Source organism: Micromonospora sp. H33 (genome assembly GCF_052068455.1).
Classification (GTDB): Bacteria; Actinomycetota; Actinomycetes; order Mycobacteriales; family Micromonosporaceae; genus Micromonospora.
In genome coordinates, this window is the sequence record NZ_JBQHDE010000008.1 from 211458 (window position 1) to 224130 (window position 12673).

Sequence of the window (12673 nt, forward strand, 5' to 3'; positions counted from 1 at the left end):
CTGCCCGGGCGAGGGCTGTGCCCGGCCGGCTGGTGCGACGGGGGCGGGGTGGCGGCGGACGACGGCCGTCACCCCGCGCGCCGGGCGGCGGGCGCGGCGCGGTCGCCAAGATCGGATATCTCTCACCGGCTGTCGTCACGGCGTGTCGAGCCGATGGGACGTATCCGATCCTGGGCACCCGGCGCGGGCACCCGACGGCAGCACACGGAGCGTGATGGGCGGGGCGGCGGGCGGGAGTGGGAGGGGGCGGGGCTCCGTTAGGCTGGCCGGCCGGAGGTGATGCCGGTGCGGCAGGCGACGCCGATGGCGACCGCGGCGGGACTCGTCGCGGGATACGCGCTGGATGCCATGGTCGGCGACCCGCGCCGGTGGCACCCCGTGGCGGGCTTCGGCCAGGCGGCCGGTGCCCTGGAACGGCGGATCTACCGGCCCGAGCGGGCGGCCGGGGCGGCGTACACGGCGTTGGCGGTGGGCGTGCCGGTGCTGCTCGGGGCGGCGGCGACGGTGGCCACCCGACGGCGGCCGTTGGCCCGGGCCGCTCTGGTGGCCGCCGGCACGTGGACGGTGCTCGGCGGGCGTACGCTGCGGCACGAGGCCAGAGTGATGGGCCGGGCGCTACGCGACGGCGACCTGCCGGCGGCCCGGCAGCGCCTCGGTCACCTGTGCGGGCGGGACCCGTCGGCGCTGGACGAGCCCGAGTTGGCGCGTGCCACGGTCGAGTCGGTCGCCGAGAACACCTCCGACGCCGTCGTCGCTCCCCTCTTCTGGGGAGCGGTCGCCGGCCTGCCCGGCCTGCTGGGCTACCGCGCGGCGAACACCCTCGACGCGATGGTCGGCCACCGCTCGCCGCGATACGGCCGGTTCGGCACCCCGGCCGCGCGCCTCGACGACCTGCTGAACCTCGTCCCGTCCCGGCTGACCGGGCTGCTGACGGTCGCCGTGGCCCCGGTGGTGCACGGCGACCCGGCGCGGACCTGGCGGATCTGGCGCCGGGACCGCCACGACCACCCCAGCCCCAACGCGGGGCAGTGCGAGGCGGCGATGGCCGGGGCGCTGGGCGTCCGGCTCGGTGGTCGCAACGTCTACTTCGGCCGCTCCGAGGTCCGCCCCTTCCTCGGCGACGGGCCGCGTCCGGAGGCCCGCCACCTACCCCGGGCCGCCCGGATCTCCGGTGCGGTGGGGCTGGCCGCGCTCGGGCTGGCGGCGGCGTACCCGCTGACTGTCGGCCGCCTGATGAACGCCGCCGGCCGCCGGCTCGCGGCGGGACTCGGCGCCGCGGCCGGCCGGGTCGGGGGCGCGTCCACGGCACCCGGGGTCGCGGCAGGCCCCGCCGTCCGGGCCCGCCGGCCGGGGCCCGCCGCCGGTCCGGTCGCGGCGGGGCTCGGCCGGGGGAGCGGGCGGTGAGCGGCGGCCTGCTGGTCGCCGGGACCACCTCCGACGCCGGCAAGAGCGTGCTCACCGCCGGCATCTGCCGGTGGCTGCACCGGCGGGGCGTCAAGGTCGCGCCGTTCAAGGCGCAGAACATGTCGAACAACTCGGCCGTGGTGGTCGGCCCGGACGGGCGCGGTGGCGAGATCGGGCGCGCGCAGGCCATGCAGGCGGCGGCCTGCGGCCTCGCACCGGACCTGCGCTTCAACCCCGTGCTGCTCAAGCCGGGCAGCGACCTCGCCAGCCAGGTCGTGCTGCTCGGCGAGGCCGTCGACACGATCACCGCCGGCACCTTCCGGCAGTTGCGGCCCCGCCTCGCCGAGACGGCGTACGCGGCGCTGGCCGAGCTGCGTGCGGCGTACGACGTGGTGATCTGCGAGGGGGCGGGCAGCCCGGCGGAGATCAACCTGCGGGCCGGTGACTACGTCAACATGGGACTGGCCCGGCACGCGGGCCTGCCCACGATCGTGGTCGGTGACATCGACCGGGGCGGGGTGTTCGCCTCGATGTTCGGCACCGTCGCCCTGCTCGACCCGGCCGACCAGGCCCTGGTCGCCGGCTTCGTCATCAACAAGTTCCGCGGCGACCTCGGGCTGCTCCGGCCGGGGCTGGACATGCTGCGCCAGGTCACCGGCCGCCCCACGTACGGGGTGCTGCCCTGGTCGCTCGACCTCTGGCTGGACGCGGAGGACTCGCTCGCGTACGGGCGGGTGCTGGGCCGTCCGGCCGCCCCGCGCGGGGACGAGTGGCTGGACGTGGCCGTGGTCCGGCTGCCCCGGATCAGCAACGCCACCGACGTCGAGGCGCTCGCCACCGAGCCCGGCGTACGGGTCCGCCTCACCGTCGAGCCGGCCGAACTCGCCGCCGCCGACCTGATCGTCCTACCCGGCTCGAAGTCGACCGTGGCCGACCTGGCCTGGCTGCGGGAGACCGGGCTCGCCGACGCGGTGCTGGCCCACGCCGGCGCCGGCCGCCCCCTGCTCGGGGTCTGCGGCGGGTTCCAGATGCTCGCCCGGGCGATCCACGACCCGGTGGAGAGCCGACGGGGCAGTGTCCCTGGCCTCGGCCTGCTGCCGATCGAGGTCACCTTCGATCCCCGCAAGACGGTCCGCCAGTCGGCCGGCACGGCGTGGGGTGACGTCCCGGTCCGCGGTTACGAGATCCACCACGGGTACGTCTCGTCCACCGACCCGGACCTCACCCCGCTGCTGGCGTACGCGGACGGCACCGGGGAGGGCGCGGTCGCCGGGGCGGTGTACGGCACGCACTGGCACGGCGCGTTCGAGTCGGACGCCTTCCGCCGCCGCTTCCTCGCCGAGGTGGCCCGGCAGGCCGGGCGGGCCGGCTTCCGGGCCGCCCCGGACACGTCCTTCGCCGCCGCCCGCGAGCGCTCGCTGGACCTGCTCGGCGACCTCGTCGAGGAGCACTTGGACACCGACGCCCTGTGGCGCCTCATCGAGTCCGGCCCTCAGGCCGACCTCCCGTTCATCCCACCCGGCGCCCCGCCGAGCGACCTGAGGCATTCCGGTCCGGCCTGACGGATGATCGAGCGGTCAGTAGCGGATGTCGGCGGGGCGGTCGGACATGGGCAGTCCTGCTTCGCGCCATCCCTCCACGCCGCCGATGACGTCGGTGGCCCGGTGCAGGCCGAGCGCCCGCAGGCTCGCCACCGCCAGGCTGGAGGCGTAGCCCTGGCGGCACACCACGACGATCTTCAGGTCGTACCCGGTGGCCTCGGGGATCCGCCAGGCGCTCGCCGGATCCAGCCGCCACTCCAGGATCGTGCGGTCGATGACGATCGCGCCGGGCAGGTCGCCCTGCTCCCGCCGCTGCGCGTCCGTGCGGGTGTCGATCAGCAACGCCCCGGTGCGGACCGCCTCGACGGCCTGGTGCGGGGTCAGCCGGCGCACCCCGGCGCGGGCCTGTTCCAGCAGGGCGTCGACGCCCGGACTCATCACGCTGTGGGACACGAGCCGATCATCCCGTCCCGCCCGGGGCTCCGCCGCCCGAACGGTCCGGCTGCCCACCACGACCGCCCGAACGGGCGACGGGTCGTCGTCACGCCGGCACCACCCGATACGGTCGGCCCGTGGTGGTGGCGGTGCTCGAGGCGTACGCCCAGCTGGCGCGCCGGGTGCGGGCGGCGCCGGCGCGGTTGGGGCGGACCCGGCTGGTGGCCGTCGACGGGGCCAGCGGCGCGGGCAAGAGCTGGTTCGCGGCGCGGCTCGCGGACGCCCTCGCCGAGCTGCCGGGCGGCACCCGCCCACCGGTGGTGCACACCGACGACCTGCTCGACGGCTGGAACGACCAGCTCACCTTCTGGGCCCGGCTGGAGGAGTGCGTCCTCGCGCCGGTCCGGGAGGGCCGGTCGGGGGCGTACCGGCGGTACAGCTGGGTCCGCCGGGACTTCCTGCCCCGCCCGGTTCCGGTGCCGGTGGCGCCGGTGCTCCTCCTGGAGGGGGTGAGCGCGGCGCGCGCCGCGGTGGTGCCCGACCTGAGCCTCGCCGTGTTCGTCACCGCCCCGCCGGAGCTGCGGCTCACCCGCGCGGTGGCGCGGGACGGCCCGGGCATCCTCCCGGAGCTGCGCCGCTGGCACGCCGGCGAGCGGGCGCACTTCGCCGCCGACGGCACCGAGGAACGGGCGGACCTGGTGGTCGACGGGGCGCCGGAGCTGCCCCACGACCGGTCCCGCTACTACCTGCGGCGGGTGCGCTCGGGTAAGGCCGGAATACGATGCCGGTCATGACCACACCGATCATGTCCGAGTCCGACCTGCGGGCCGCCGTCGAGCGGGAACTGCCCGGCGTCCGCGCCGACCTCGAACGCCTCGTCCGCATCCCCGGCATCGCGTTCGAGGGCTTCGACCACTCGCACGTGGAGCGTTCCGCCGAGGCGGTCGCCGAGCTGCTGCGCGGCTGCGGCCTCGACGTCAAGATCGTGCGCTCCGGTGGCCAGCCGGCCGTGATCGGGAAGAAGGCGGCCCCGCCCGGCGCGCCGACGGTGCTGCTCTACGCGCACCACGACGTGCAGCCGGTCGGCGACCTGTCGCTGTGGGAGTCGGACCCGTTCGAGCCGGTGGAGCGGGACGGCCGCCTCTACGGGCGCGGCGCCGCCGACGACAAGGCGGGCATCATGGCGCACGTCGCGGCGCTGCGCGCGTTCGGTGACGCGCTCCCGGTCGGCGTGGTGCTCTTCATCGAGGGCGAGGAGGAGTACGGCTCCGACTCCCTGGAGCAGTTGCTGGCCGAGCACCGGGACGAGATCGCCTCCGACGTCATCGTGATCGCCGACTCCGGCAACTGGGACATCGGCGTACCGGCGCTGACCACGTCGCTGCGCGGCATCGTGAACTGCTTCGTCGAGGTGCGGACGCTGGACCACGCCGTGCACAGCGGCATGTTCGGCGGCGCGGTGCCGGACGCGCTGACCGCGCTGGTCCGGCTGCTCGCCACCCTGCACGACGACGCGGGGAACGTCGCCGTCGACGGGCTGGTCGCCCGCGAGGGCGCCGCCGTGGACTACCCGGAGGACCGGATCCGCGCCGAGGCGGGCCTCGCCGAGGGCGTGCAGTTCATCGGCACCGGCCGGATCACCGACCGGCTCTGGACCAAGCCGGCGCTGGCCGTGCTGGGCGTCGACGCGCCGGCCACCGGCGAGGCCCCGAACGCCCTGGTGCCGGCCGCGAAGGCCAAGCTCAGCGTGCGGCTCGCGCCGGGCGACGACCCCAAGCGGGCGTACGCGGCGCTGCGCGCCCACCTGGAGAAGCACGCGCCGTGGGGCGCCCGGGTGACGGTCACGTTCGAGCACGACGGCGACCCGTGCGTCATCGACGCCTCCGGCCCGATGTTCGACGCGGCCCGCTCCGCGTTCCGCACCGCCTGGGACGACACCGACCCGGTGGACATCGGCGTCGGCGGCTCGATCCCGTTCATCGCCACGTTCCAGGAGATGTTCCCGGCCGCCGCGATCCTGGTGACCGGCGTGGAGGACCCGCACGCCCGGGCGCACGGCCCGAACGAGAGCCTGCACCTCGGCGAGTTCGCCCGGGTGTGCCTCGCCGAGGCGCTGCTGCTGCGCAATGTGGCCGAAACGGGCACGCGGGTGAGCTAGGGCCCCCGGCGTCGGAACCGTAACTTCCTGGTTCATCTGGGAGTTTGCGGTGTGTCGGGCGCGGGCCTGTTATAGCCTTTCGTACATGAGTACGAACGAGGTGATGGCCCGCCTGGAGGCCGCCGTCAGCGCTCTGGGGGACGTCGACGTCTCCGCGTGGTCCGAGGACACGCTCAAGGAACAGCTCGGTGAGCTGTCCGCCGCCCTGGTCGCGCTCGACTCGCTGCTGTCCCGGGTCGCCGACGAGGTGCGCGCCCGTGGCCTGCGCATCGAGGAGCCCGTTTCGGCCTGATCCGGCGAGACGCGGCGGGCGCCGGCACGGCCGGCGCACCGGGGCTGGGACGGACGGCCCGGGCACGGCAATGCCCGGGTGGTGTCGGGGGTGGCTGGCAGGATGGAGCCCGTGCGGTTCCTGGACCTGGCAGCCACCTCCGCCGCCGTCGCCGCGACCAGTGGTCGCCGCGCCAAGGTGGAGCTGCTCGCCGACGCGCTGCGGCGCCTCGAGCCGGACGAGGTGGCGGCCGGCTCCGGCTACCTCGCCGGTGAGCTGCGCCAGCGCCAGACCGGGGTGGGTTGGGCGAGCCTGCGTGACCTGCCGCCACCGGCCGACACCCCGACGTTGACCGTGGCCGCGGTGGACGCGGCGATCGAGGGCATCTCATCGGTGCGCGGGGCGGGCTCCCAGGGCCGCCGTCGGGCGCTGCTGCACGCCCTCTTCGGGTCGGCCACCGCCGACGAGCAGCGGCTGCTGACCGGGCTGTTCAGCGGGGAACTCCGCCAGGGCGCCCAGGCGGGGCTGCTCGCCGACGCGGTGGCCCGCGCGGCGGGGGTGCCGGTCGCGGCCGTCCGGCGGGCGCTGCTGCTCGCCGGTGACCTACGCGCGGTCGCGGTGGCCGCGCTCGACGGCGGCGCGGCCGCGCTGGCCGCCTTCAACCTCCAGGTCGGGCGGCCGCTCGCACCGATGCTGGCGCAGAGCGCCCCGTCGGTCGACGAGGCGCTCGTCGCCACCGGCGTGCCCGCCGTGGTCGACGTCAAGCTCGACGGCATCCGCATCCAGGTGCACCGCTCGGGGCAGGACATCGCCGTGTTCACCCGCAGCCTCGACGACATCACCGCCCGGGTGCCGCAGGTGGTCGCCGCCGTGCGCGCGCTGCCCGCCCGCGAACTGGTGCTCGACGGCGAGGCCATCGGGCTGGACGCCACCGGGCGCCCGCTGCCGTTCCAGGAGACCTCCAGCCGGGCGGCCCGCCGCACCACACCCAGCACCACCGGCGACACCCCGGTCGCCCCGGCCGTGCTCGCCGCCGCCGAGACGACCGGCGAGACCGTGCTCACCCCGTACTTCTTCGACCTGCTGCACCTCGACGGCGATGATCTGATCGACCGGTCCGGCCGGGAGCGGTGGGCCGCGTTGGCCACTGCGGTCGACCCGCGGCTGCTGGTCGGGCGGATGGAGGTCGACGGCCCGGAGGCGGCGGGTGCGGCGTTCGCCGCCGCCCTCGACGCCGGGCAGGAGGGCGTGGTGGTGAAGGACCCCGACGCCCCCTACGACGCCGGCCGGCGCGGTGCCGCCTGGGTCAAGGTCAAGCCCCGGCACACGCTGGACCTGGTGGTCCTCGCGGTCGAGTGGGGCAGCGGCCGGCGGCAGGGCTGGCTGTCGAACCTGCACCTCGGCGCGCGCGACCCGCGCACCGGGGAGTTCGTCATGCTCGGCAAGACGTTCAAGGGGCTCACCGACGAGCTGCTGCGCTGGCAGACCGAGCGCTTCCTCGACCTGGCGGTGGAGAAGGGCGACTGGGTGGTGCGCGTCCGTCCCGAGCAGGTGGTCGAGATCGCCTTCGACGGCGTGCAGACCAGCTCCCGCTATCCGGGCGGGATGGCGCTGCGCTTCGCCCGTGTCGTGCGCTACCGGGACGACAAGACGGCGGCCGAGGCGGACACGATCGACGCGGTGCGCGCGATCCACGCCGGCCGCGCCACCGGCTGACGGCGGCTAGACCGGGGCGTGCTCGGCCGCGCGGTCGGCCGGTCGCTCCGGCGCCACGCCGGCGCGGCGGCGGGCCTCCCGCCGGCCGAAGAAGCCGTAGCCGAACAGGGTCATCCCGGCGAAGATCCACCACTGAACGACGTAGCCGAAGTTCTGCCAGTTGTTCGTGTAGCCGACGGGGATCGCCGCGAAGGTCGGGTCGGCCGCGGGGGTCTGCTCGTCGAGCAGCACGTACGCCCCGTGCACCGGGTAGGGCAGCTCGCGGGCCAGTCGAGGCAGCATGATGCGGCGCGTCTCCAGCTTGCCCTCGCGCCGGGCGACCGGGACCGAGCCGCCCTCGCCGGGGCGGACCCGGCCGGTCACGGTCACCTCACCGGCGGGCGTCGCCGGCACCGCCGGCTGCGCGGTCGCGTCGCCGCCCCGGGCGGGCGGGATCCAGCCCCGGTCCACCAGGACGGCCGTGCCGTCGGCGAGGACCAGCGGGGTCAGCACCTCGAAGCCGACCGTACGGTCCACCGAGCGGCCCCGGACCAGGACCACGTTCGAGTCGTCGTAGCGGCCGGTGACGGTGACCTTCGTCCAGGTCTTCTCGTCGGTGGGCGGGGCCCCGACGGTGCCCGCGCCCCCGGTCGGGGCGGCCACCGCGTCGCGCAGCGGCACCGGCGTCATCCGGCGGCCGGCGTCGATCCGCTCGTTGATTTCCGTCCGCTCGTGGTAGCGGTCCAGCTGCCAGTTGCCCAGCAGCACCATCACCGCCGCCGCGACCAGGGTCAGCGCGAGCGCGCCCAGCCAGCGCGGCGTCAGCAGGAACCGGTACACGACCACGAGGTTACCCGTATGACCTGGGCCACCGGCCCGCGCGACCCCGCGACGACGCGACCGGCCCGGTCCGGTGACGCTCCCACGTCGGTCCCGTCCGCTATCGTCACGCGGGCGGACCGCGCCGTCGGTCCACCCCGCGTACCCGCCGCCGCCCGCGAGGGAGTCGATGATGACCGTCGTGCCGCGCCTGGTGCTCAGTGCGCCCTCCTCCGGGCATGGGACGAACATGCTGGCGATCGGGCTGCTCGCCGCGCTCGCCGACCGGGGCGTGACCGTCGCCGGCTTCAAGGTCGGGCCCGACCGGGTCGACACCGCCTACCTCGGGCTCGCCGCCGGCCGGCCCGGGCGCACGCTCGACCCCCGGCTGGTCGGCGCGGACCGGATCGCCCCGCTGGTCGCGCACGGTGCCGCCGGCGCCGGGCTCGCCGTCGTCCAGGGGAGCATGGGGCTGTACGACTCGCTCACCGGCCACCAGGAGACCGAGTCCACCGCGGCGGTCGCCGCCGCGCTGCGCAGCCCGGTCGTGCTGGTGGTCGACGTGGCCGCCATGGGCCAGTCGGTGGCCGCCCTGGTGCACGGCTTCCGGGCGTACGACGAGCAGCTGTGGCTCGGCGGCGTGATCCTCAACCGGGTCGCCTCCGGCCGGCACGAGACGTTGCTGCGCGAGGCGCTGGACGACATCGGCGTGCCCGTCTACGGCGCGCTGCGCCGGCAGGACCTGCCGCCGGTGCTGCCGGCGCGCCGGCACGGGACGGTCCCCGTGGTCACGGCTTCCGCCGAGGCCGACCGGGCGGTCCGCCGGCTCGGCGAGGCGGTGGCGGCGACCGTCGACCTGGAACGGCTGCTGGGGCTCGCCCGGTCCGCCCCGCCGCTGAGCGTGGCGCCGTGGTCGCCGGAGGCCGAGGCGGGTGGTGCCGAGACGCCGGTGACCGGCGAGCGGCCGCTGATCGCGGTGGCCGGTGGCGCCGGCGGCAGCTACAGCCACGCCGAGACGACCGAGCTGCTGCGGGCCGCCGGTGCCGAGGTGGTGACCCTGGACCCGCTGCACGACGAGACCCTGCCCGCCGGCACCCGCGCGCTGGTCGTCGGCGGCGGCCTGCCCGAGTCGTACGCCGACCGCCTGTCGGCGAACCGCCGGCTCTGTATCGCGGTCGCCGAGCTGGCGCGCACCGGCCGGCCGGTGGTCGCCGAGGGCACCGGGCTGCTGTGGCTGGCCCGGGAGCTGGATGGCCTGCCCATGTGCGGGGTGATCGACGCCATCGGCAGCAGCCGGGACGGCCTCGTGGTGGGCTACCGCACCGCGACCGCGGCCACCGACAGCGTGGTGGCCGCGGCCGGCGCGACGGTGACCGGGCACAAGGAGCATCGGGCCGTGCTCACGCCGCGCGCCGGGCAGCGGCCGGCCTGGACCTGGGAGGGCGGCGCCCCGGAGGGCTTCGTCTGGCGGGGCGTGCACGCCTCGCAGCTGGCGCTGCACTGGGCCGCGCACCCGCAGCTGGCCGCCCGGCTGGTCGCCGCCGCCGCGCAGGCGGAGCCCGCGGAGTCCCCGGCCGGCGGGGTCCCCGCGTGATCGGTCAGGTGGCGGTCCGCCGGTTCCCGGAGCTGACGGTCTCCACGCCGCGTACGGAGGTGCGGCCCCTGACGGCGGCCGACGCGAAGGCGGCGGACGAGGTCTTCGCCGACCGCCAGACCCAGCGCTGGCTGCCGCTGGCCGAGGAGACCGGCCAGATCGACGGGCACGCCTGGTGCACCGACCTGGCGCGGCAGCGGCGCGACAGCGGCGACGGGGACCACTACGCGGTGCTCCGGCGGGAGGACGACCGGGTGGTCGGCTGCCTCTGGACGCGGCGTACCGACTGGGGCGCCCGGTGCACGGAGGTCTCGTACGCGATGGCCGCGCACGCCCGCGGCTTCGGGCTGGCCGTCGAGGCGGTGGACGCGCTGGCCATCGCGCTGCTCCTGGAGCACGGGTTCCAGCGGGTCGAGCTTCGCGTCGCGCCGGGCAACGTCGCGTCGCGGCGGGTCGCCGAGAAGGCCGGCTTCAGCTACGAGGGCCTGCTCCGCAACGCCGGGTACGTGCGGGGCGCCCGGGTCGACCTGGAGCTCTGGTCATTGGTCGCCGCCGACCTGCACTGAGCCTGGGCGGGGCGGCTTGGCCGGCACCCGGGACCCGGTCCGGCCCGCTCAGCCGACGATCGCGTCCGACGGTGGCGTGAACTCGCGCGTGGGTTTGCCCTTGAGGGCGTCGCGCAGGGTGTTGGCGACCGCCGCGATGGGGATCTGCGACTGGCCGTCGCCGACCGCGTTGAACGGGTTGTCCGGGTCGGAGATGAAGCTCGCCGCCGCCAGCTCCGGGGTGAACCCGACGAACCAGGCCGACCGGGTGCTGTCCGTGGTACCGGTCTTGCCGGCGACCGGGCGGCCCACCGTGCCGCGGACGCTGTCCGCCGTCGACCAGCCCCCGCAGCTGCCCTTCGCCGGGGTGTCCCCGGTGGGGCACCGGGCGGCGTCGGTGGCGGCCCGGGCGGCATCGGCGTTGACCACCTGGCGGCAGCGCGGCTTGGCGACCTCCCGCTGGATCCCGGACGCGGTCCGGTACATCGCCGGGGTGCCGTCCCGGTTGTAGATCGCCTGCACCGGCATCGCCTCGCAGTACCGGCCCTCCGCGGCGACGGCGGCGTACGCGTTGGCCATCTCCAGCGGGGTGGCGTCGGAGACGCCCAGGGTGAAGGCGCCCCACGTCTTGGCCTTCGCCGGGGACGCGTGGTCCCGGTCCACGTCGGTCCGCCAGCGCAGGCCCAGCTGTTCGGCGAGGCGCACCGCCCTGTCCGCGCCGACCTGCTCCTCGAGCCAGACGAAGTACGTGTTCACCGACTTGCCAAAGCCGGACCACATGGTCTGCGTACCGGACATCGCGCCGCTGGCGTTGGACGGCGCCCAGCCGTTGTAGACCTCCGACCGGTACCGGTACGGCGCGTTGAAGGTGGTGTTCAGGGTCATGCCGGCGTCGAGGGCGGCAAGCATCGGGAACATCTTGAAGGTCGACCCCGCCTGGTAGCCCGGTAGGTCACCGCCGCCGAGCAGGGGCGCCACCGTGTTCGGGTAGTTGGCCTTGACCTTGGGACTGGCCTCCGGGTTGGAGCTGGGCGGGTTCTCGTCCAGGTTGAGCGAGTACGTCCGGTTCACCGCCATGGCCTTCACCCGCCCGGTGCCGGGCTCCGCGACCACGACGCCGTTGGCGAACGGGCTGCCGGTGCTCTCCTTGGCGCCCACGTTCTTCTCCGCTGCCGCCTGGATCTTCGGGTCCAGGCTCAGCACGATCCGGTATCCGCCCCGGCGCAGCTTGTCCATCCGCTCCAGCGGGTTCGCGCCGAACGCGGGCTGGGCACTCCACCAGTTCTTCAGGTAGTCGCAGGCGAAGCCCCAGCTGTTCCACTTCTCCGGGACCGAGGCGCAGTCGTTGGAGGGGTGGCTCAGCTTCAGCCGGATCGGCTCGGCCTTCGCCGCGGCGGCGGCGTTCGGCGAGAGGTAGCCGAGCCCGGCCATCCGGTCCAGCACGTAGTTGCGGCGCGCCGTGGCGTCCTTCTGGTCGGAGCTGGCCGGGTCGTACTCGGACGGTGACTTGACGAGGCCAGCGAGCGTGGCGGCCTCGACGGGGGTGAGGTCCTTCGGGGTCTTCGAGAAGAAGATCTCGCTGGCGGCGTAGATGCCGTACGCGCGGTGCCCGAAGTAGGCGGAGTTGAGGTAGCGCTCGAGGATCTGCTCCTTGCTCAGCTCCTTCTCCAGGTCCAGGGCCATCCGCATCTCCCGGACCTTGCGGACGCTGGTCTGCTGGGTCGCCTCCTGCACCTCCTTCGGCGTCGTCGCGCTGTCCCGCAGGGCCATCCGGACGTACTGCATGGTGAGCGTCGACGCGCCCTGGGAGACTCCGCTGGAGCGGGCGTTGGCCACGAACGCGCGGGCGACGCCCTTCGGGTCGACGCCCTGGTGCTGGTAGAAGCGGGAGTCCTCGGCCGCCACGATCGCCTGCTGGATGTTCGGGGACATGTCGGCGAGCTTCGTGTACTGCCGGTACTCCTCGTAGAACATCGTCAGCACGGTCTTGCCGTCCGGCGCGTAGAGGTACGAGGTCTCGGCGGGCAGGGCGGTCGTGAGGATCTTCGTCTTGTGCTGCAGCGCGTGGGCGGTGACCTTGGCGCCGATGCCGGTCGCGGCGGCGACGGGATAGGCCACGGCGGCGACCACGATGCCGGCGATGAGACCGGCGCGGAGGAGAGGGACGAGACGACCGGCGGCAGCAAGGGGTCGGTTGCTCACACCGCCAAG

General features: G+C 75.3%; 9 protein-coding genes and 2 pseudogenes. 8 read left to right on the top strand and 3 right to left on the bottom strand.

Translation table 11 applies throughout. From position 1 onward, the window contains the following. Nucleotides 1-279 precede the first annotated feature (279 nt). A complete protein-coding gene (locus ACTMS0_RS19560) occupies nt 280-1404 on the top strand; it encodes a cobalamin biosynthesis protein (protein ID WP_441156655.1) in 1125 nt (374 codons plus the stop codon). Beyond that, nucleotides 1401-3086 (top strand): annotated as a pseudogene (locus ACTMS0_RS19565) (cobyric acid synthase); the annotation flags it as partial. The gene ACTMS0_RS19560 and the pseudogene ACTMS0_RS19565, both read left to right, overlap by 4 nt. On the opposite strand, the gene ACTMS0_RS19570 reads toward ACTMS0_RS19565, so the two are convergent. Next, nucleotides 2982-3383, bottom strand: coding sequence for a rhodanese-like domain-containing protein (locus tag ACTMS0_RS19570; protein WP_441156704.1), 402 nt, complete (start codon nt 3381-3383; stop codon nt 2982-2984). The pseudogene ACTMS0_RS19565 and the gene ACTMS0_RS19570 sit on opposite strands and share 105 nt — an antisense overlap. On the opposite strand from ACTMS0_RS19570, the pseudogene ACTMS0_RS19575 reads away from it, so the two are divergent. The 4 genes and pseudogenes from ACTMS0_RS19575 to ACTMS0_RS19590 form a co-directional block, all read left to right on the top strand. Beyond that, a pseudogene (locus tag ACTMS0_RS19575) lies at nt 3318-4196 on the top strand (uridine kinase family protein); the annotation flags it as partial. The gene ACTMS0_RS19570 and the pseudogene ACTMS0_RS19575 sit on opposite strands and share 66 nt — an antisense overlap. Further along, on the top strand, nt 4186-5538 hold the full coding sequence (locus ACTMS0_RS19580; RefSeq protein WP_441156705.1) for a dipeptidase: 1353 nt from the start codon (nt 4186-4188) through the stop codon (nt 5536-5538). The pseudogene ACTMS0_RS19575 and the gene ACTMS0_RS19580, both read left to right, overlap by 11 nt. A gap of 85 nt (nt 5539-5623) precedes the next feature. Continuing rightward, nucleotides 5624-5830, top strand: a complete 207-nt coding sequence (locus tag ACTMS0_RS19585; protein ID WP_168001487.1) for a hypothetical protein — start codon at nt 5624-5626, stop codon at nt 5828-5830. 111 nt (nt 5831-5941) lie between these two features. Further along, on the top strand, nt 5942-7525 hold the full coding sequence (locus ACTMS0_RS19590; protein ID WP_441156706.1) for an ATP-dependent DNA ligase: 1584 nt from the start codon (nt 5942-5944) through the stop codon (nt 7523-7525). Nucleotides 7526-7531: 6 nt separating this feature from the next. Here the strand turns inward: ACTMS0_RS19590 and ACTMS0_RS19595 are convergent, their stop codons facing one another. Beyond that, the gene (locus ACTMS0_RS19595; protein ID WP_441156656.1) at nt 7532-8350 is read right to left on the bottom strand and encodes an SURF1 family cytochrome oxidase biogenesis protein; all 819 of its coding nucleotides are present in this window, start codon (nt 8348-8350) and stop codon (nt 7532-7534) included. Between the two features lie 166 nt (nt 8351-8516). Here ACTMS0_RS19595 and ACTMS0_RS19600 point away from each other — a divergent pair, with 166 nt between their 5' ends. Then, nucleotides 8517-9917 (top strand): cobyrinate a,c-diamide synthase, encoded by a 1401-nt coding sequence (locus ACTMS0_RS19600; RefSeq protein ID WP_441156657.1) that lies wholly within the window; start codon nt 8517-8519, stop codon nt 9915-9917. Continuing rightward, the gene (locus ACTMS0_RS19605) at nt 9914-10483 is read left to right on the top strand and encodes a GNAT family N-acetyltransferase (protein ID WP_441156658.1); all 570 of its coding nucleotides are present in this window, start codon (nt 9914-9916) and stop codon (nt 10481-10483) included. Before ACTMS0_RS19600 ends, ACTMS0_RS19605 begins: the two co-directional genes overlap by 4 nt. 48 nt (nt 10484-10531) lie before the next feature. On the opposite strand, the gene ACTMS0_RS19610 is transcribed toward ACTMS0_RS19605, so the two are convergent. After that, nucleotides 10532-12664, bottom strand: coding sequence for a transglycosylase domain-containing protein (locus tag ACTMS0_RS19610; RefSeq protein WP_441156659.1), 2133 nt, complete (start codon nt 12662-12664; stop codon nt 10532-10534). Nucleotides 12665-12673: the final 9 nt, after the last annotated feature.